We start from the raw sequence: 19,929 nt of genomic DNA on the forward strand, positions 1-19,929 counted from the left end.
ATATCCTCGAACCGCATCAGAAATTGACGTTGACGAAGCCGCCAAGCGTCCGCCGCGCATTGGGCGAGGTGTAATGCAGCAGCCCCAGCACGCCGTACTGCTGCCACCCGGTCGAGAAATACTGGTCGAACAGATTGCGCCCATAGACGCCGACCTCGACCCGCTTGCCCGGCAGCGTATAGGACAGCCGCGAGTTCACCAGGCTGTAGGCCGGGACGTTGGAATAGGCGGGCTGGCCGACGACGGTCCACAACTCGCCGCGATACGCATAGTCGACATGCGCCTTCAGCCCCGCACCTGACGGCAGCTCATGCGCGTAATCGATCGCCGCGGTCCCCGCCCATTTCGGCGCGTTGGTCAGCCGCGTGCCCGTATAGTTGGTCGTCGCGTTGTAGACATAGTCGGTGAACTTCGCGTCGGTATAGCTCCCCGAACCCGACAGCGTCAGACCCGGCAACGGCTGCGCCGTGATGCTGCCTTCCACGCCCTGCGTCCGTAGCCCGCCGGCATTGCCGATCACCGTCGCGTTGATCAGCCCGCCCGATCCGTCCGGGATCTGCGTCAGGATCGTTGCCTGGAAATCCTTGAAGTCGGACCGGAACACATCGAAGTTCACGCGCAGCCGGTGCCCCAGCCACTCGGACTTGATGCCGCCCTCCCACGCCTTCACCGTCTCGTCGCGGTACGGCGCATATTTGTTGCCGACGAACGCGATCCCCGCCGGCTTGTACCCGGTGGAATAGCTTGCGTAGAGCATCACGTTCGGCGCCACCTGATACTGCGGCGCGATCCGGTACGAGAAATTGTCGCCCTTCACCTTGCCGTAGCTCAGCGCCGGCGCCGCGCTCGATCCGACGAAGCTCGGATTATAACCCGTGATCGGCTTTGGATCGATCGTGACGAAATCCAGCCCCTGTGAATTGACGTCGCGCGTGTAACGCCCGCCGACCGAGACGCTCAGCGCCGGCGTCAGGTTGAACTTCAGCTGCCCGAACCCGGCCATCGTCTCGTTCGTCGCGTTGAACAGCGACGCATTGGCATCGACGCCCAGCGCGCCGGTCAGCGCGATCAGCGTCGCTTTCGGCGTGCCGTTGGCATCGTAGAGCGGCTCGCCACCGGTGCTCCACTGCAACTGCGTCTGGCGCGATTTCAGCTTGTTGTAGAACCCGCCAACCAACCACTCGACGAACCCGCCGGTCGGGGATGCCAGGTGGATCTCCTCGCTCACCTTGTCGGTGTCGAGGTTGCCGACGTTGAACGGGATATAGGCATAACGGTCGTACGGCGTCAGGCTGGCCGGCGTCGTATTGTCGTACCGGCTGTACCGGTATGCGCTGATCGACGTCAGGCTCAGCCCGCCCAGATCGGCCACGACGCGGAACGAGGCACCCGCTTCCTCCGTCACGATGTTACCGAACGACGAGTCCGCGGTGTCCGCACTCTTCGGTCCGGGGAACACGCCCAGTTCGTTCAGGATCGCGGTCACGTTGGCCGGCTGGCCCGACACCGGCGTCCGCACGCTGCTGTCCCAATGATGCGCGTAATCGCCCGACAGCGTGAAGTTCAGGCTCGACGACGGCTCGATATACAACCGCGCGCGGCCGCCATATTCATGCTGCGAACCGACCTTCTTATCCAGCGTCACGTTGCGCCCGAACCCGTCGAAAGCCTGGTCGAACCCGGACACGCGCAGCGCCGCCATGCTGCCGAGCGGCGCGTTGACCGTCCCGTTCAAAATACGCTCGTCATGCTCGCCCAGGCTGGCGCTGGCCCGCACCGTCGTCTCGTTCAGCTTGGGCATGCCCGTCGTCACCGCGATCACGCCCGACGTCGCATTCTTGCCGAACAACGTCCCCTGCGGCCCGAGCAGCACGTCGACCCGGTCGATATCGACCAGCCCGGTCAGCCCGTTCGCGCGCGGCGCGTCCATCACGACATCGTCGACCACGACGCTGACCGACTTGGCGTTGGAAAAATCGAACGATGTGCTGCCGACGCCGCGGATCTGGAACGCCGCGCCCTGCGTCGGGTCGTACTGCACGCCAGGCGCGATATATTGCAGGTCGGTCAGCGACGTGTAGCCGGTGGCGGCCAGCGCCGCACCGCTGACCGACTGGATCGCCAGCGGCACCTTCTGGCTGCTCGCCGAACGCCGTTCCGCGGTGACCACGATGTCGGACAGCGCGTTCGCGTCGGCGCGTGCCGGGGTCGCATCCTGCGCGGGAGCCTGCGCCTCTGATTGCGCCTGCGCGGTCCCGGTCGCGACCGGCCCGGCCACGCCGAACAGCACCGACGATGCCAGCAAAATCTGCCGCCGCGTATTGAACCTAGTCACCATCTCGCTCCGTCCCCGAATGTCACGAGGCGGTCGCTAGCGGTGTTCGGTGACTCTTTTGATACGGTCGTACCGTTATATTACCGTTCCTTAATCGTCATCCAAAGACACCCGTACCGTTCTACCCATCCAGCTCATCGCGTCCGCCAACACGGGCGCAGGGCGTCCGGTGGCCAGGTTGAACAGCCCCTCCCCGATCAGGCCCATGACCACCGCCTGCACCCGCGCCCGGTCCGACCCCGTCGGAATATCGAGCAGCGCCGCGATCTGCGGGTGAACATTCTCCGCCCGCCGCCGCCGCATGTCGATCGCGAACGGCAGGAACGCCGGGTTGGACAGCGCATGCAGCGCGCATTCGTGCGTCAGCCGGATGATGGCGCTGCTGCTCGGCGGCGTCCCGCCCCCCGCCACGATCCCCGCGCGCATCCGGCGGTAGATCGCCTCGACCCCCGCGAACAGGACGTCGCGGTAGCTCGGATAATGATGCGCGATGCTCGACACCGCGATGCCCGACGCCTGCGCCACCACGCGGTGCGACAGCGCGCCGACGCCCTGCGCCACGATCACGTCCGCCGCATGCCCGGCGATGACCGCCTTGGCCCCCTCCGGCACCACCGCGTGGCCCAGCGCGGCCGCCGCCGGCACCGCCAGCCGGTCGACCAGCCCCATATGCCACTCGCCCCACGCGGGCCGCACCGCCGCCCCCGGATCGCGCAGCAAACCGCGCACCGTTGATTGGCGCAGCAACCGGTAATCGACGTCCCCGGACAGCAGGATCGAAAAGGGCTGCTCGTCCCGGCAATAGCTTGCGATCCGCCGCGCCAGCGCCGCATCGTCCGGCAACAGCTCCGCCCACAACGCGTCGCCCGCCGCGAACAGCGTGGCCATCCCCGGCAACGCCGCCGGATCGCGGCTCGCCAACAACGCCAGCTCGCACGTCACGATCGCCGATGTCCGCCGCGCCCACGCCCCCGCCTCCAGCCAGGCGATCACCAGATCGGGCAGGATCTCGGCCGCCACCGGGTCCATCCCGCGCACCCTTGCCGTCCAGTCCGCGCGCTCCGCCGTGGTCACCGCGATCTCGCGCTCCAGGATCGCCGCCACCAAAGCGGCCCGGTCCCCGAACCGATAACTGATCGCGCCCACCGACAGACCCGCCTGCTGCGCGACCGTGCGCAGGCTCATTCCCGCCAGCCCCTGCTCCGCGATCACGGCCCGCGCCGCGTCCAGGATCGCGATATTGCCGGCCGTCGCCCGGTCGGGTTTCACCGGATCGGTCACCGCAGCCCCGCTCACCCCAGCCGCAACCCGAGTTCCTGCATCAGCTGCCCGGCCTGCTCGCGCGAGATCGTCGCGCCGCGATACGCCGCCGCGTCCTGCAACCGCAACCCGCCGAGATCCGCCCCGCGCAGGTCCGCCCCGGCGAACCGCGCGCCGTCCAGGTTCGCATCGCGCAGGCTGCATTCGTCGAACAGCGTCGACCGGAAATCGCACTTCCGGATGTCCGCCCGCGTCATGTCGACCCGCGTCAGGCGCTGCCCCTTGAACGCGATCCCCGGCAGCTTCGCGTCGATCAGCAGCGTCTCGTCGATCTCCAGGTCGATCGTCGCCGCCTTGGTCAGGTCCGCGCCGGTCAGCTTGCTCCCGCGGATCCGCGCCGACGTCAGCACCGCCCCGCGGAAATCCGCATTGTTGAAATCGCACGTCGCGATCGCCGCATCGCTCAGGTCCCCCCCGGTGAACGCCACCATGCGCCCGCGGCACCCGGTCCACACCGTCCGCTCCAGCACCGCATGCTTCAGCACCGCCTCATGCAACGTACAGCGCTCGAACCGCGCCCCGCGCAGGTCGAACCCCTCCAGGTCGATCCCGTCCAGATCGCACCCGACGAACGCCAGCGGCGCGCCCCGCCCGATCGCCTCGGCAATCTCGTCGCGCGACGGCTGCCCCCCCTCGAACATCACGAACCTTAAGCCATCCGCTCGCGCGCGACCTTTTCCAGCACCGTCAGCGGCATCGCCCCCATCGTCAGGATGCGGTGGAACGCCTTCGGGTCCCACTTCGCGCCCGCCTTGCGCTTCGCTTCGTCGCGCAGCTTCACCCACACCGTATGGCCGATCTTGTAACTGCACGCCTGCCCCGGCCAGACGGTGTAGCGATCGATCTCCCCCTGGCTCCGCCCGCGCGCGATGCCGGTCGTCGCGATCAGGTAATCGGTCGCCTTCTCGCGGCTCCACTGTTTGGCATGCATGCCGGAATCGACCACCAGCCGCGTCGCACGGAACAGCAGCGACTGGAGATAGCCGACCTGCCCCAGCGGATCGCCGTCATACACCCCCATCTCGTCGGCCAGCTGCTCCGAATACAGCGCCCACCCCTCCGAATAGCCCGAATAGAACCCACGCCGACGGATCAACGGAATGTCCTCGCTCTCCAGCGCCGACATGACCTGCAGATGATGCCCCGGCACCGCCTCGTGATAGCTCAGCGTCGCCAGCCCGAACTTCGGCCGATCGAACGTATCGCGCAGGTTGATGAAGTAGATCGCCGGCCGGGTCCCGTCGAGCGAGGCGGACTGGTAATAGCCACCCGGCGCACCCGCCTGAATCGCCTCCGGCACGCGCCGCACCTCGACCGGCGCACGCGGCAACACCGCGAACTGCTCGGGCAATCGCTTCGTCATCGCGGTCACGACGCCGCGCAACTGTTCCAGCAACGCCTCGCGCCCCGGATCGGTGTTGGGAAACAGCTGGTCCGGCCGCTTGTTCAGCGCGACCAGCCGATCGCCGACGCTCCCCTGGCTCATCCCCTGCGCCTTCAGGATGCCGTCGATCCGCGCGCCGATCTCCGCCACCTGCGCCAGACCCAGCCGGTGGATCTCGTCCCCCGTGATCTCGGTCGTCGTTGCGGCACTCACCGCCGCGGCATAATAAGCCGCCCCGTCCGGCAACCGCCACACGCCCGCATCATGCACCGCCCGCTTGCGCAGGTCCGCCACCAGCGCGCGCTGCCGGTCGAGCGCGGGGAACACCTGCTCCGTCATCAACCGGCTCACCGCCTGCGCCCGATCACCGGGCAGGTTCGCCGCCTTCAGCTTGGTGGTCAGGTCCATCACCGGCCCGCTCGCCTCGGCCGCCTTGTCACGCACCGCGCCCAGCTGCTTCAGCGTCGTGTCGAGGATATAGTCTGGCGCGAACACGCCCTTGGCCGCGTCCTGCCGCTGCCGCTCGGTCTCGGCATCGATCGCCCCGCCGAACGCCGCCACCCGCGCCACATAGGCGTCGGCATCCGCCGCGGTCTTCACCTGATGCTGGTTGGCCAGGAAATCCGGCACGTCGCGATACGCACCGGTAAGCTGCGTCAGCACATAAGGCGCATAACGCCCGGCACTCGCCCCGAAATCATAGCGTTCGCCCGCGATCACCCGATCGAGGCTGTATGCGACCACGTCGTAATCGAGCTTTGCCTCATCGCCCAGCGCCGCCCGCGGGATCGTGCGCAGCGCCTTCAGTTCGGACCGCGCCCGCGCGAACTGCCGCGCCTCGCCCGCCCGCGACGCATCGCCCAGCTTCGACTTCAGCGCCGCCCGCGCACCGGTATCGAGCCCGAGCGACGTCGCCTGCTCCGGACTGTCCTGCAACCGCGCATAGAAGAACCGGTCGAGCATCGCCTTCAGGTCGGCATCGCGGCTCCCCACCGCGGCCGAGGCGACCCGCGGCAGCGCGACGGTGGCCGCAACGGCACTGGCGGAGGCAATGAATTGGCGGCGTCGCATGCACACTCCCGGAGTTCGGCAAGGGGTCGCCCGGCTTGGGGCTTCGCACAACGATGACCCGTCCGATCCGCTTTGTCCATGAACCGCGTCCGCCCATGTTTGCAATCGCTTGCGTCGATGCGGTCTTTTGCCCGATGCTCGCAATATGTTCCTGACCCTGCTCCTCGCCGCGGCCGCGTCCGCCACCCCGATCTCCGCCGACCGGATCCGCGCGGACGTCCGGACGCTGTCGTCCGACGCCTTCGCCGGCCGCGGCCCGGGCGAGGTCGGCGAGGCGCGCACCATCGCCTTCCTCGCCAAGTCCTTCGCCGCCATGGGCCTCAAGCCCGCCGGCCCGAACGGCAACTGGTACCAGGACGTCCCGCTGATCCGGATCGACCGCCTGCCCGGCGCAACCATGGCGCTCAAGACCGCCAGCGGCACCACCCCACTGGTCCCGGGCCGCGACGCCACACTCTCGCTCCGCAACGCCGGCCACATCACGCTCGTCGACGCGCCCGTCGTCTTCGCGGGCTACGGCATCGTCGATGCAGCACTGGGTTGGGACGCCTATGCCGGCGTCGACATGCGCGGCAAGATCGCGCTCGTCTTGGCCAACGACCCGGATTTCGAGGCCGGCCGCGACCTCGGCTTCGAGGGGCGCCGCATGGCCTATGCCGGCCGCGTCGGCATGAAGTTCGAGGCCGCGGCAAAGGCCGGCGCCACCGGCGTCCTGGTGATCCACGAGGATGCCGCCGCCAGCTACCCCTTCCTCCAGGTCGCGAGCGGCGACGCGCTTCCCGCCTTCGCCCCCGCGCCGATGGCCCCCTCCCCGCTCAAGCTCAGCGGCTGGCTGCGTGGCGATGTCGCAACCCGGCTGTTGACCGCGCAACGCCTCGATCTCGCCACGCTGAAACAACGCGCCCGCAACCCAGCGTTCCGCGCCTTCGCACTCGGCGACACACGCTTCTCCGCCGACGGCACCGTCCGGACAACGCCCGTCACCAGCCACAACGTCGTCGCCCGCCTCCCCGGCGCGACCCGCCCCGACGAAGCCGTGCTCTACGGCGCGCACTGGGATGCGAACGGCACCAACGGCCCCGACGCGACCGGCGACGCGATCCGCAACGGCGCGATCGACAACGCCACCGGCACCGCCGAGCTGCTCGAGGTCGCGTGCGCTTTCACCAAGGGCAAGCGCCCGGCCCGCACCGTCATCTTCGCCGCCTGGACCGCCGAGGAGAAGGGGCTGCTCGGCGCCGAATATTACGCCGCCCACCCGCTCCATCCGCTGGCCACGACCGCCGCGGTCATCAACCTCGACCCGCACGTCGCGCTGCCTGCCGCGCGCAACATCGAACTGGTCGGCAGCGGCCGCACCACGCTCGAGAACACATTCGCGGCGGTCGCTAAGGACCGGGGCCTCCGCGTCGATGACGAGCCCAACCCGGAAGCCGGCTGGTATTTCCGCTCAGACCATTTTGCCTTCGCCCGCCGGGGCGTGCCCGCGCTCTCGTTCCGCGCGGGCCGAGATCTCGTGCAAGGTGGCGTCCCGGCCGGCAACGCAATCGTCGACCCCTACAACCAGCTGCGCTATCACCAGCCGAACGACGCGTTTGACCCGGCCTGGACCTTCGCCGGCACCGCGCAGGAGGCGTCGGTCGCATTCACGCTCGGCCAACGCATCGCCAACACCACCGACTGGCCCGGCTGGAAACCCGGCAACAGCTACGCCACGATCCGCGCCGAAACCGACGCCGAGCGCAAGTAGGGCGTCAGTACATCCCCAGCGGAACCGGCCCGGCCGGCCGCGGAAACGCCTGATCCAAGCGCCCGATCGTCTCGCGGTCTAGCACCAGATCCAGCGCCGCCCGGTTCTCCGCGACATGCGCCACCGTGCCCGCCTTCGGGATCGAGATCACGTCGTCGCGCAACAGCGTCCACGCCAGCGCGACCTGCGCCGGCGTCGCATCCAGATCGCGCGCAATCTCGCCCAGCGCCGCGTTCCGCGCCAGCCGCCCCTGCTCGACCGGGCTATACGCCATCGTCGCCATCCCGCGCGCCGCCAGCCACGGCAACAGGTCATGCTCCGGTCCCCGCCGCGTCAGATTGTAGAGAATCTGGTCGGTCGCACACCCCTCCCCGCCGGCTTCGATCAGCTCGACCATGTCGTCGGTGTCGAGGTTGCTTACCCCCCACCGCGCGATCAGCCCCGTCTCCTTCAACCGCTCCATCGCCTCCACCGTCTCGGCCAGCGGCACCGCCCCACGCCAATGGAGCAGATACAGGTCGAACCGGTCCGTCCCGAGCCGCTTCAAGCTCGCCTCGCACGCCGCCCGCAACCGCCCGCGCGACGCATTCTGCGGATAGGCCTTCCCGACCAGGAACAGCCCCTCGCGCACCCCCGCGATTGCCTCGCCGACCAGCGTCTCCGACGCCCCGTCCGCATACATTTCGGCGGTATCGATCAGCGTGAGTCCGCAGTCGATCCCAGCCTGCAACGCCGCGATCTCACCCGCCCGGCGGCGCGCATCCTCAGCCATCATCCACGTCCCCTGCCCCAGCGCAGGGACCCGCGTGCCGTCCGGCAAAGCTACCGTCTTCATGACACCGTCCCCGTCACCACGACCAGCGGATCACCCGCCCGCCCGTCCGCCAGTACGACCTGCTCGGACGCCGCGAACCCGCCGCGCGCCATGTACAGCGCGATCAGCTCCGCCTGCCCGCCCATGTCGAGCGCCTGCCAGATCCGCACCGCCTTCGTTGGAAAACAGCGGTTCGAGAAACTCACCACGAACCGCCCGCCCGGCCGCAGCACGCGCCGCACCTCGCCGAACACCGCCACCGGCTGCTGCAGATATTGCACCCCGACACAGCACAGCGCCGCATCCACGCTCGCATCGTCGAGCGGCAGCACCGGCGCCGCGTTCAGATCCGCCACGAACCACCGGTCGAGCCGCGGGTTCGCCGACAGCTCGACCGCGTTCATCCCATGCCCGATCACCTCCACGGTCGGCAGGTCGTCCGGCAAATGGCTGACCCAGCTCGACATCAGGTCCAGCACCACCCCGCCCGGCGGCACCGTCGCGCCATAATAAGCCGACAGCGCCGCGACGGCCGCCTCGTCGATATGCGTCACCAACCGCGGCGGCGCATAAAAGGCCAGGTCGTCGCCTCCATCCTGCTTCTCGAACGCCCCCGCCGGCAGATCGCCCGCCAGATCGCTCACGAGAAACCGACCACCGCATGGGGCACATAAGGCTCCTCCAGCCGCGCGATCTCGCTCTCGGTCAGCCCGATCTCCAGCGCCGCCAGCGCATCGTCGAGATGCGAGATCTTCGACGCCCCGACGATCGGCGCGGACACTTCCGGCTTCGCCAACACCCACGCCAGTGCGATCTGCGCCCGCGGCACGCCCCGTTCGGTCGCGATCTCCGCCACCCGCTCCACCACGCGGCGATCCGCATCGGCGGTCTGCTGGTACAAAGTCTGGCCGAACGCGTCCGTCTCGGACCGGCTCGTCTCGGCATCCCAGTCGCGCGTCAGCCGCCCGCGTGCCAGCGGGCTCCACGGGATCACGCCGATCCCCTCCGCCGCGCACAGCGGCAGCATCTCGCGCTCTTCCTCGCGGTACAACAGGTTCAGATAATCCTGCATCGTCGAAAACCGCGTCCAGCCATTGGCGTCCGCGGTGTGCAGCATCGTCGCGAACTGCCACGCGAACATCGACGACGCGCCGATATGCAGCGCCTTGCCCGCTTTCACCACATCGTGGAGCGCCTCCAGCGTCTCCTCAATCGGCACTTCGGGGTCGAACCGGTGGATCTGGTACAGGTCGACATGGTCGGTCCCCAGCCGCGTCAGGCTTGCGTCGATCTCCGCCATGATCGCTTTGCGACTCAGCCCCGCGCCGTTCGGCCCCGGCCGCATCCGGCCATGCACCTTCGTCGCGATCACCACCTCGTCGCGGCGTGTGAGCTCCTTCAACGCGCGCCCGACGATCTCTTCCGACGTCCCGTCCGAATACACGTTGGCCGTATCGAAGAAGTTGATCCCGGCCTCCACCGCGCGCTTCAGGATCGGTCGGCTCGCCGCCTCGTCCAGCGTCCAGGCATGGTTGCCGCGCTCCGGCACCCCGAACGTCATGCACCCAAGGCACAGCCGCGACACGTCGAGCCCAGTCGCGCCTAGTTTCACATAGTCCATGTCAGTCTCCGTCATCGCACGTCCCCAGGGTAACGACCCGCAAGCCCGCGATGATCCGACCCGTTCGGACGGACCGCCCGCTCAACCAGGCCGTGACCGATCCACCCGATCCCGGCATGACGGCGCATCCGCCCGAACCCCGTCGCGAAGGTCATCGCCATGTCCCTGCTCCTCTCGCTCGCCCTCCTCGCCGCACCTGCGGTCGCACAGCCGCCCGCCGCACAGATCGGCCTCGACACCGCCGGTGCCTGCCGCCGCGTCACCCTTCGCGATCCGGCAAAGGCCGGGCCGGACAAGGCCGTGGCACTCGGCTGCGTCGGCACCGACGGCCAGTTCCGCCCAAACCTCTTCAGCCCCGACGGCAAGACGAACGCCGTCTCGCCCGGCGCAACCGGCATCTCCCGCGCCGGCGAATATAACTATTTCAGCACCGAGGTCCTGTCCGACCGCGTGTCGCAGACGGTCCCCACCAGCGGACAATCATCGAAGGTCAACGGGATCAACTCACTCCTCAACTTCGGTGGCCCCGGCACGCGCGGCGGCCGCCACGCCATCAAGGGCACGCTCGTCCAGCTCGCCCCCACCGAGGCGGACAATCCCGACCGCAACTATGTCGGCGTGCAGGGCCAATCCGTCTCCACCACCGGCGACGGCGGCACGCCGCAGACGCCGCGCGGTGCCTATTTCGGCATGTCGTCGATCACGCAGATCCGCGCGAGATCCCGCAATCTGCTGAACGCCACCGCGTTCGAAAGCAACGTCGACACCGAACCGGGCAGTACGCTGCTGTTCCGCTCCGGCATCCAGATCGCCGACCATGTCGGCGCACGCGGCTCCGCCTTCGACGCGGCGCTCAGCATTTCGGGTCTCAACGGCCGGACGCTTGGCGCGAAGAACGCCGTGCTGATCGGGTCGCAAAATGGCGGCAATGCGCTCGGGCCCGACAGCACCGTGCTGCGCGTCACCGACAGTCCGGTGCTGGAAAACGGCTTCTATGCGCCCGACACGATCTTCACCGGCTACCTGCTGCGCTCAAAATTCACCGCACTCAACGACACCGGCCTGTCGCTCCTGAAACCGAACGCCGCGCTCGAGCTCGGGTCACAGGAAACCCCCGGCACGCCTTATGTCGACCTGCACAGCAGCGGCAGGGCCACCGATTACGACGCGCGGATCATCGCATCCGGCGGCACCGGCAAGACGGGCGGCGGCACCGTCACGGTCGTCGCCGCTTCGATCAATCTTCCCAAGGTGCTGCTCGCCATGCCGCTCCACGTCCACCCCGACAACGCCGCCGCCATTGCGGACGGCGACCCGGTCGGCCAGGTCTACCGCACCGCGACCGGCGTCCTGATGGTCCGATACTGAACCGCCGGGTTAGACGCCGCGACCAAATCCAGCTTCGCCTTCCACGGATCCGGCCCACCCCGCGCGCTACCGTCCGCCGCGAAATCCATCAGGAAATTGTTCGCCGGCGTATAGGGCGTCCAGCGCGCCGGCGTGCCGCCGTTCGGATCGCCCGCCTTCGCAAAATTGCCGACATACCGGTTGATCGTCTGCGCCATCGCCGCATCCTTGGGCGTCAGCGCCGCGCCATATTTCGCATGCACCGTGTCGAAGAAGAACGGGATGTCGCTGGCATGCGTGGCCCCGCCCGGCTGCGTCGCGCGCACGCTGTCGGCGACGTAGGAGAAGCGGTAATAATAAGCCGGCTGCCCCGCCCGCGCGACCATCCCCGCCACATAGCGCGCCGGCTCCGTCATCCCGCGGTCGGCCGCCACCGCCGCGCCCAGTGCGCGGATATCGGCATTCCCGGTCGGATCGTACAACCGGCGCGCCGCCGACGCCCCCGCGCCGAATGTCGCGAACAGCGCGTCCTTCGTCGGCGCCCCGCCGAACCCGATGTCCGCGCTCGTCGTCCCGATCATCACCGGCACCCGCGCCTGCCGGCCCGCCTCCAGCAACGACTGCGGCGTGCCCGTCACGATCGTGCCGTCCTCGATCGGCCCGCCGACATAGGTCTGCACACCGCCCGGTGGCACGAACAGTTGCATCATGCTCAAGCCCTGCAACACCTGGTCCGCCGACAGCGCGCGCAGTTTGCGCAGCGCGTCCGGCCCGGTCCCGTCGACCCCAACCGACTTCGCGAAATTCAGCCCGATCGTCTCCGCCGACGGCACCTGCGGCTGATCGACGCTGATCTTGCGCGCGGGCAGTAACGGCGCACGCCCGCCGCCCGACATCACCACCACCCGGTTGAACAACCCGCGCGTCACGGGCGACGTGAGCACGTTGATCGCCGATCCGCCGCCGGCACTTTCGCCGATTACGGTCACGTTGCCCGCATCGCCGCCGAAGCTGGCGGCATTGCGCTTCACCCACTGCAACGCGGCGACCTGGTCCATATACGCATAGTTGCCCAGCATCCCCTCGCGCGCCGCGGTCAGCGCGGGATGCGCGAAGAAGCCGAACCGCCCCAGCCGGTAGTTGAAACTGACGAACATGATCCCCTGCTCGGCGAACTTCGCCCCGCTATACACCGCGGGCGACGATCCGCCGTTCACGAACCCCCCGCCATAAATCCACACCATCACGGGCAGCTTCGCATTCGCGGGCGCACCGGCCGGCCGCCAAACGTTCATCACCAGGCAGTCCTCGGACGGCTCGGTGCCCAGCGGCGCGGCGTCGCTCGGAAACGGCTTCTGCATGCAGTCATGACCATATTCGGTCGTCTGTTTCACGCCGGACCAGCGGATCGACTGCGGCGCCCGCCAGCGGTTGTCGCCGATCGGCGGCTTGGCGAACGGAATGCCCTTCCACGCCACCACCTTGCCCTCCACCGCGCCACGGATCCGTCCGGCATCGATCGTCACCTCGGTCGGCGCCGTCTCCGCGGCTGCCGTCATCGGGACGGCGGCACAGGCGAGCAATGCAGCATAGCGGATCATCGTCATCATGGGCCCCGGCCTTCAAGCAGTCGACTCAGGAGACCATAACGCCTTGCCGGTGTCGACCCTCGCCTCCTGCCGATGCGCATCGCGGCAAGGGTTCGTTCGCCCTCGCCCCAAAAGCCGAACTGTCGAAAAGTGACATATTCGTGTCGCACACCGTTCGTACCGCAGGCGCTCGGTCACATCGACGACCGGGTGACGGGGAATGATCAGGTGGGCACAATCACGACGAACCGACTGCACGGCCGCGGCAAACTCCGGCGTCTCCGGACCGGACTATCACTCGCCTGCCTGCTGGCCGCCGCGCTTCCCACCATCGCACCGGCGCAGGTCCGTCCCGCTGCGCCGGCTAAGGCGCGCAACGTTATCCTGTTCCTCGGCGACGCGGGCGGCGTATCGACGATCAGCGCGGCCGGCATCCTCGCCAACGACCGGCCACAGTCGCTGTTCATCCAGTCGATGCCGCACGTCGCACTCTCCGACACCTCATCGCTCAACCGCTGGGTGACGGACTCCGGCGCGGGAATGACCGCGATCATGACCGGTCACAAGACGAACAGCGCGATGGTCTCCGCCATCCCCGCGGCGTCCGGCGACGGCGTCACCCCCGTCAAGACGCTCCTCGAATATGCCGAGCAGCAGGGCCGCTCGACCGGCGTCGTCACCAACATGAAGATCTGGGATGCCACCCCCGCGGCCTGTTACGCCCATGTCGGCGCGCGCAAGGACAAGGACGAGATCTTCCGCCAGATGCTTGCCCCGCGTTTCGGCGACGGCGTCGACATCCTGGTCGGCAAGGGGATGGCCGACGCCACCGCATCCTTCGCCGCCCGCGGCACGACCGCGCAACAGGCATTCGCCAAAGCCGGCTACCGGTTCGGCGAAGACCCCGCGCTCCTGGCCCAGCCCGGCCGCGCCGCCATCCTGCGCGACACCGACTTCGCGCCGCTCCCCGCGGTCGAGGCGACGGTGAAACAGCTCGCCCGCAACCCCAAGGGCTATTTCCTGATGGTCGAATGGGACATGCACACCGACGATCCGAAGGCCGGCCTGCGCCACGTCATCGAAATGGACGACATGATCCGCCGGATCAAAGCGGTCGCCGGTGACGATACGCTGATCCTGTTCACCGCCGACCACAGCTTCGCGCTGCGCATGGGCGGCGGCGAACGCGGCAAGCCGCTCGCCGCGCAATATGCCGCCGAGGCCGCGAAACCCGGCGTCACCGACGCAACCAACAAGGTCATCAGCGTGCAGGACGGTCACACCGGCGAAGAGGTCATCGTCGCCGCCTCCGGTCCCGGTGCCGAGGCGGTCCACGGCTTCATGCCCAACACGCGGCTGTTCGGCATAATGATGACCACGCTTGGCCTCAAGCCGGACGCCTGACCCGAGACGCCGGGCGGGCGTTAGCGCTCCCCGGCGGACTTGATCGAGTTCATTCGGTTACCGGTTGCCAACCCGCGGACGTTGGTACAGATTTGTGACCGCTACCACGCGTTAAGTCGGTCCAGTACGCACCCACCGGGCGCGCTCCGGACCGGCTCGGCGGCGGGGTCAGCGCCGACAAACGCCGGAACCATATCGGCGTCGTGAACAGGGGAGATGCGTGTGTCGAAGAGGCTCTTGAGTAGTTTGCTCGCGTCCGTCGGCCTGATGGCCGGCACCGGCATCGTCCACGCCGGTCCGCTGACCGTCACCCCGGCCGAAACGCTCGAGACGCAGGGCCTCACCGTCATCCTCGACCAGAACCCGTTCAGCCCGATCTTCTTCGATGAAAAGAACGCCGGCATCCAGATCGTCCTGCACGGCGATCGGATTGCCACCGACGGCGCGGTGCGGCTCGACCGCACCCCCGAACAATGGGCCCCCGTCCCCGCCTTCGTCAGCCGCACGCGCGGGACCGAGCCCAACCAGATCGTCGTCCGTTCCGCCTACAAGGACGTCAATCTCAACTATGTCGTCAAGGTGACCGCGGAGGGTGAAGGCTTCCGCATCGCTGTCGATCTCGACCAGCCGCTGCCCGCCGCCCTCGCCGGCAAGGCAGGCTTCAACCTCGATTTCCTGCCGACCGCCTATTTCGGCAAGAGCTATCTGATGGACACGGCGCCCGGCCTGTTCCCGCGCCACCCCACCGGCCCGATGGCCAAGGACGGCTCCGGCGATCCGCTGCCGCTCGCGTCGAACGGCAAATCGCTGACGCTTGCGCCCGAGGACCCCGTCACCCGCGTCACGATCACGTCGGACAACGCACCGCTGTCGCTCTACGACGCGCGCAACCGCGCCCAGAATGGCTGGTTCGTCGTCCGCTCGCTGATCCCGGCGGGTGCGAAGGAGAACGCGGTCGTCTGGCATGTTCGCCCGAACGTCGTGAAGAACTGGGTCCGCCCGCCGGTCGTCTCGTTCAACCAGGCCGGCTACACCCCCGGCCGCCCCAAGATCGCGCTGATCGAACTCGATCCGAACTTCAAGGGTCCGGGCGAGGCCGAGCTGGTCAAGCTCACCGCCGACGGTCGCAAGCAACCCGTGTTCCGCGCCAAGACCCAGCCACGCGGCCGCTGGACGCGCTACGACTATGCCGCGTTCGACTTCTCGTCCGTGCGCGAACCCGGCGTCTACGCCATCTCCTATGCCGGTGCGACGACCAACCCGTTCCGCATTTCGCCCGACGCCTATGGCCGCATCTGGCAGACCTCGCTCGACACGTTCATCGCCGGGCAGATGGATCATGTCGGCATCCGCGAACAATATCGCGTCTGGTCCGCCCCCTCCCACCTCGACGACGCGCGCCAGGCCCCGCCGAACATCACCCATTTCGACGGGTACAAGATGGGCGCCAATCTCGACTCCCCGTTCAAGGCGGGCCAGCACATCCCCGGCCTCGCCGTCGGCGGGTTCCAGGACGCGGGCGACTACGACATCCAGACCCCGGAAAACGCCTCGGTCGTGCGCGATCTCGTCTGGGCGCGCGAATTGTTCGGGCTCGATTGGGACGAAACCAGCGTCGACGAAGCCGCTCGTGCTGTCGAGATCCGCAAGCCCGACGGCGTCGAGGATGCTGTCCAGCAGATCCGCCACGGCACGCTCCAGCTGCTCGCGCAATACAAGATATTCGGCCACGCCATCGTCGGCATCGTCGATCCGGCGCTCCGCCAATATGCCCATCTCGGCGACGGCGGGTCGCAGACCGACAACCTCATCTACGACCCGCGCCTGAAACCGACCGAGAAGAAGCCCGCCACGTCCGGCGCGCAGGACGATCGCTGGGCATTCACCACCGACCTGCCGGCCAACAACCTGATCGTCGCGGGCGCCCTTGCGGGGTCCAGTCGGGCGCTGCAGGCGAGCGACCCGACGATGGCGGCCGAGGCACTCGCCGCGGCAAAGGCGCTCTGGACCAAGCAGCAACGCGGCACCGCGCAGGCCGGCGACGGCCGCGACGACTCCTCCTCGCGTCGCTCGCCCGACGCGGCCAACGTGTCGGCCACGATCGAACTGCTGATCACCACCAAGGGCGACAAGCTCTACGCCGATCGCCTCCGCCAGCTGATGCCGGTGATCCAGCGGAACTTCCAGTGGCTCGGCGGTCCCGCGGTCCGCGCCATCCCGTTCATGGACGCCGCCTACCGCGCCCAACTCGAACCGCTCGTCCGCGCGATGATGGCCAAGGTCGATCAGGACATGACCAAGAACCCGTTCGGCGTCCCGATCAGCGACGGCGCATGGGCGGGGTCGAACCAGGTCGCCAGCTTCGGCACGACAATGTACCTGCTCCACAAGGCGTTCCCGGCGATCGTCGGGACGGACCATACGCTCAACGCGATCGACTATGTCCTCGGCCTCCACCCGGCCAACAACCTGTCGCTCGTGTCCACGGTGGGTACCCAGTCGAAACTGATCGGCTACGGCCACAACCGCGCGGACTACAGCTTCATTCCGGGCGGCATGGTGCCAGGCGTGCTGATCGTCAAACCGGACTTTCCCGAACTGAAGACCGACTGGCCGTTCCTGTGGTTCGAAAACGAATACACGGTCAGCACCACCTCCGCCTACATCCTCGCCGCCCGCGCCGCGATGGCCGTCACGGCGGAGACACCGTAAGGCGGCGGGGAGGGTGGAACCCAAACCGGATCCGCCTCCCCCGTTCGTGCTGAGTAGAGACCGAGTAGCGCCCTCGGCGCGTATCGAGGACTCGTATCGAAGCACAAGGCACGCCCTTCGATACGAGTTCCCGCCCCCCAAACCGCCGATCCCGAGCGCAGTCGAGAAGCCAACAGCCCCTCACCCACGATGCTCAAAGATTACCCCCCAGTCTCGACCACCTGAACACCCGCCTCGCGACAAACCCCGCGCAACGCATCCGGCAACCGGTCCGTCACCAGCCAGTCGATCTCCTTCAGACTGCCGATCCGCACCGGCGCCGGCCGGTCGAACTTCGAAGAGTCCACCGCCAGGATCACCTTGCGTGCATTCTGGATTATCGTGCGCGACACATGCACCTCGTCCACGTCGAAATCGAGAAAGTCGCCGTCCGCCCCGATTGCCGATGCACCGATCAGCGCGATGTCCACCTTGAACCCGCGGATGAAATCCATCGCGATCGCCCCTACCACCGCCCGGTCGCTCGGCCGCACGCGCCCGCCCGCGGCGATCACCTCGATCCCCGGCCGGTCCGCCAGGATATCCACCACGTTCAGATTGTTGGTGATCACCATCAGCCGGCGCCGGTCGACCAGATGCCGCGCGATCGCCTCGGTCGTCGTGCCGATGTTGATGAACAGGCTCCCCCCGTCCCCGACCAGCGCGGCGGCGGCCGCCCCGATCGCCGACTTCGCCCCCGCCGCGATCTCGCGCCGCTCGGCATAGGCCAGCGTGTTCGTGCCCGACATCGCCATCGCGCCACCGTGGACACGGGTGATGAGCGCGCGCCGCTCCAGCTGCGTCAGATCCTTGCGGATCGTCTGCGGCGTGACGCCCAGCGTGGTCGCGAGCGCCTCGACCGAAACGCTGCCCGCCCCTTGCGCGATTGCCACGATCCGCGCCTGGCGCGCGGCGACCTCCGCTGCGCCCGTCTCGATCATGCCGCGACGGCGGCCCGCTGACCCAGATACAGGTCCAGCCGCTCCGCGGTCCCGCTCGGCACATGCAGCCCCAGCTTGCTCCGCCGCCAAAGGATGTCCTCCGCCGTCCGCGCCCATTCGTTCGCGACGAGGTAATCGACCTCAGCGACGTGCAGCCCACCGCCCAGATCCTCACCGAGGTCGGCGACGCTGCGTGCCTCCCCCAGGATCGCACTGACCCGCGTCCCGTACGCCCGCGCCAGCCGCCGCAGCAACGCCAACGGAATGGCCGGATACCGGACCTCGACCCCGCCCAGAAACCGCTCGAAATCCGCATCGGGCATATCCCCGCCCGGCAACGCCGCACCGGCAGTCCACGCTTTCCCCGCATCGCGCAGGAACGGTGCGAGCTCCCGCATCGCATGCTCGGCCAATTTGCGGTACGTCGTGATCTTGCCCCCGAAGATGCTCAGCATCGGCGCGCGATCCTCGCCCGCATCGACATCCAGCACATAGTCGCGCGTCACCGCCGACGCGTTCGCCGACTTGTCGTCGTACAGCGGCCGGATCCCTGAATAACTCCACGCGATGTCCGCCTCCGCCACCGGCCGCGCGAAGTATCGCGCGATCGTCTCGAGCAGATATTTCGTCTCACCCGCACCGATCTCGGCCTTGCCGGGCGCCTCGCCCCACGCCTCGTCCGTCGTGCCGACCAGCGTGAAATTCCCCTCATACGGGATCGCGAACACGATCCGCCGGTCGTCGTTCTGCAGCATGAACGCATGGTCGCCGTCGTACAGCTGTGGCACGACGATATGGCTCCCCTTCACCAACCGCACGCCGCGGTCGTTGCGGCTGCCGCTCGTCCGGCCCAGCACGTCCGCGACCCACGGCCCGGCCGCGTTCACCAGCACGCGCGCCGCGATCTGCCGCGTCAGCCCGTCCGCATCGATGACGTCCGCGGTCCAGCCCGTCGCCGATCTTTGCGCCCCCGTCAGCCGCGCCCGCGTCCGGATCGTCGCCCCGCGCTCCGCCGCATCCAGCGCGTTGAGCGCGACCAGCCGGCTGTCCTCCACCCAGCAATCCGAATAGACGAACGCCTTGCCGCCACGCGGCGACAGCCCCGCCCCGAACGGCGAACTCGCCAGCTTCACCGTCTCGGTCCCCGGCAACTTCTCCCGCCCGCCCAGATGATCGTACAGGAACAGCCCGAGCCGTACGATCCACGCCGGTCGCGGCGACTGGTTCTGCGGCAGCACGAACCGCAGCGGCCAGATGATGTGCGGCGCCATGCCCCACAATCGCTCGCGTTCGATCAACGCTTCGCGCACCAGCCGGAACTCGTAATATTCCAGGTAGCGCAGCCCGCCATGGATCAGCTTGGTCGATGCCGACGACGTGTGGCTGGCCAGGTCGTCCTGCTCCACCAGCAGCACGGACAACCCGCGCCCCGCCGCATCGCGCGCGATCCCCGTGCCGTTGATGCCCCCGCCGACGATCAGCAGGTCCACGGGTCCGGTCGGCCACTGGTCCATCGCGCTCAGTCCTGTCATTTGATTGCCTCGGCTCGTAGCACCAACGCACGCCGAACGAAACAGTTGACGTTCATTCGAAACCGGTCGA

The 19,929-nt window shown here is 68.2% G+C and carries 15 protein-coding genes; 4 read left to right on the forward strand and 11 right to left on the reverse strand.

The window, feature by feature from the left end:
- Positions 1-16 precede the first annotated feature (16 nt).
- The 4 genes from ACFSGX_RS15650 to ACFSGX_RS15665 form a co-directional block, all read right to left on the reverse strand.
- A complete protein-coding gene (locus ACFSGX_RS15650) occupies positions 17-2,335 on the reverse strand; it encodes a TonB-dependent receptor (RefSeq protein ID WP_380931253.1) in 2,319 nt (772 codons plus the stop codon).
- 90 nt (positions 2,336-2,425) lie between these two features.
- Positions 2,426-3,616, reverse strand: coding sequence for a TetR family transcriptional regulator (locus ACFSGX_RS15655; RefSeq protein WP_380931254.1), 1,191 nt, complete (start codon positions 3,614-3,616; stop codon positions 2,426-2,428).
- Positions 3,617-3,627: 11 nt separating this feature from the next.
- Entirely contained in the window at positions 3,628-4,296 is a 669-nt protein-coding gene (locus tag ACFSGX_RS15660; protein WP_380931255.1) for a pentapeptide repeat-containing protein, read from the reverse strand.
- An 8-nt stretch (positions 4,297-4,304) separates the two neighbouring features.
- Positions 4,305-6,110, reverse strand: a complete 1,806-nt coding sequence (locus ACFSGX_RS15665) for a DUF885 domain-containing protein (protein WP_380931256.1) — start codon at positions 6,108-6,110, stop codon at positions 4,305-4,307.
- A gap of 145 nt (positions 6,111-6,255) precedes the next feature.
- Between ACFSGX_RS15665 and ACFSGX_RS15670 the strand changes: the two genes are divergently transcribed.
- The gene (locus tag ACFSGX_RS15670) at positions 6,256-7,860 is read left to right on the forward strand and encodes a M28 family peptidase (protein WP_380931257.1); all 1,605 of its coding nucleotides are present in this window, start codon (positions 6,256-6,258) and stop codon (positions 7,858-7,860) included.
- A 4-nt stretch (positions 7,861-7,864) separates the two neighbouring features.
- On the opposite strand, the gene ACFSGX_RS15675 is transcribed toward ACFSGX_RS15670, so the two are convergent.
- From ACFSGX_RS15675 to ACFSGX_RS15690, 4 genes are read right to left on the reverse strand one after another with little or no spacing between them, the layout of a single operon-like run.
- Entirely contained in the window at positions 7,865-8,695 is an 831-nt protein-coding gene (locus ACFSGX_RS15675; protein WP_380931258.1) for an aldo/keto reductase, read from the reverse strand.
- Positions 8,692-9,318 (reverse strand): class I SAM-dependent methyltransferase, encoded by a 627-nt coding sequence (locus ACFSGX_RS15680; protein ID WP_380931259.1) that lies wholly within the window; start codon positions 9,316-9,318, stop codon positions 8,692-8,694. The genes ACFSGX_RS15675 and ACFSGX_RS15680 overlap by 4 nt, the downstream gene beginning before the upstream one ends.
- The gene (locus tag ACFSGX_RS15685) at positions 9,315-10,295 is read right to left on the reverse strand and encodes an aldo/keto reductase (RefSeq protein ID WP_380931621.1); all 981 of its coding nucleotides are present in this window, start codon (positions 10,293-10,295) and stop codon (positions 9,315-9,317) included. Before ACFSGX_RS15685 ends, ACFSGX_RS15680 begins: the two co-directional genes overlap by 4 nt.
- An 11-nt stretch (positions 10,296-10,306) precedes the next feature.
- Positions 10,307-10,456: a hypothetical protein gene (locus ACFSGX_RS15690; protein WP_380931260.1), complete on the reverse strand. Its 150-nt coding sequence runs from the start codon at positions 10,454-10,456 to the stop codon at positions 10,307-10,309.
- Between ACFSGX_RS15690 and ACFSGX_RS15695 the strand changes: the two genes are divergently transcribed.
- The gene (locus tag ACFSGX_RS15695; protein ID WP_380931261.1) at positions 10,455-11,663 is read left to right on the forward strand and encodes a hypothetical protein; all 1,209 of its coding nucleotides are present in this window, start codon (positions 10,455-10,457) and stop codon (positions 11,661-11,663) included. The genes ACFSGX_RS15690 and ACFSGX_RS15695 overlap by 2 nt on opposite strands.
- Here ACFSGX_RS15695 and ACFSGX_RS15700 read toward each other — a convergent pair.
- A complete protein-coding gene (locus ACFSGX_RS15700) occupies positions 11,624-13,252 on the reverse strand; it encodes a carboxylesterase/lipase family protein (RefSeq protein ID WP_380931262.1) in 1,629 nt (542 codons plus the stop codon). The genes ACFSGX_RS15695 and ACFSGX_RS15700 overlap by 40 nt on opposite strands.
- A 129-nt stretch (positions 13,253-13,381) precedes the next feature.
- On the opposite strand from ACFSGX_RS15700, the gene ACFSGX_RS15705 reads away from it, so the two are divergent.
- Complete coding sequence (locus tag ACFSGX_RS15705; RefSeq protein WP_380931263.1) at positions 13,382-14,635, forward strand: alkaline phosphatase; 1,254 nt, start codon at positions 13,382-13,384, stop codon at positions 14,633-14,635.
- 237 nt (positions 14,636-14,872) lie between these two features.
- Positions 14,873-17,347: a glycoside hydrolase family 9 protein gene (locus tag ACFSGX_RS15710; RefSeq protein WP_380931264.1), complete on the forward strand. Its 2,475-nt coding sequence runs from the start codon at positions 14,873-14,875 to the stop codon at positions 17,345-17,347.
- A gap of 200 nt (positions 17,348-17,547) precedes the next feature.
- On the opposite strand, the gene ACFSGX_RS15715 is transcribed toward ACFSGX_RS15710, so the two are convergent.
- Positions 17,548-18,327 (reverse strand): DeoR/GlpR family DNA-binding transcription regulator, encoded by a 780-nt coding sequence (locus ACFSGX_RS15715; protein WP_380931265.1) that lies wholly within the window; start codon positions 18,325-18,327, stop codon positions 17,548-17,550.
- Positions 18,324-19,859, reverse strand: a complete 1,536-nt coding sequence (locus ACFSGX_RS15720; protein WP_380931266.1) for a glycerol-3-phosphate dehydrogenase — start codon at positions 19,857-19,859, stop codon at positions 18,324-18,326. The genes ACFSGX_RS15715 and ACFSGX_RS15720 overlap by 4 nt, the downstream gene beginning before the upstream one ends.
- Positions 19,860-19,929 lie beyond the last annotated feature (70 nt).

The organism is Sphingomonas arantia, from assembly GCF_042682045.1.
GTDB lineage: Bacteria > Pseudomonadota > Alphaproteobacteria > Sphingomonadales > Sphingomonadaceae > Sphingomonas_R > Sphingomonas_R arantia.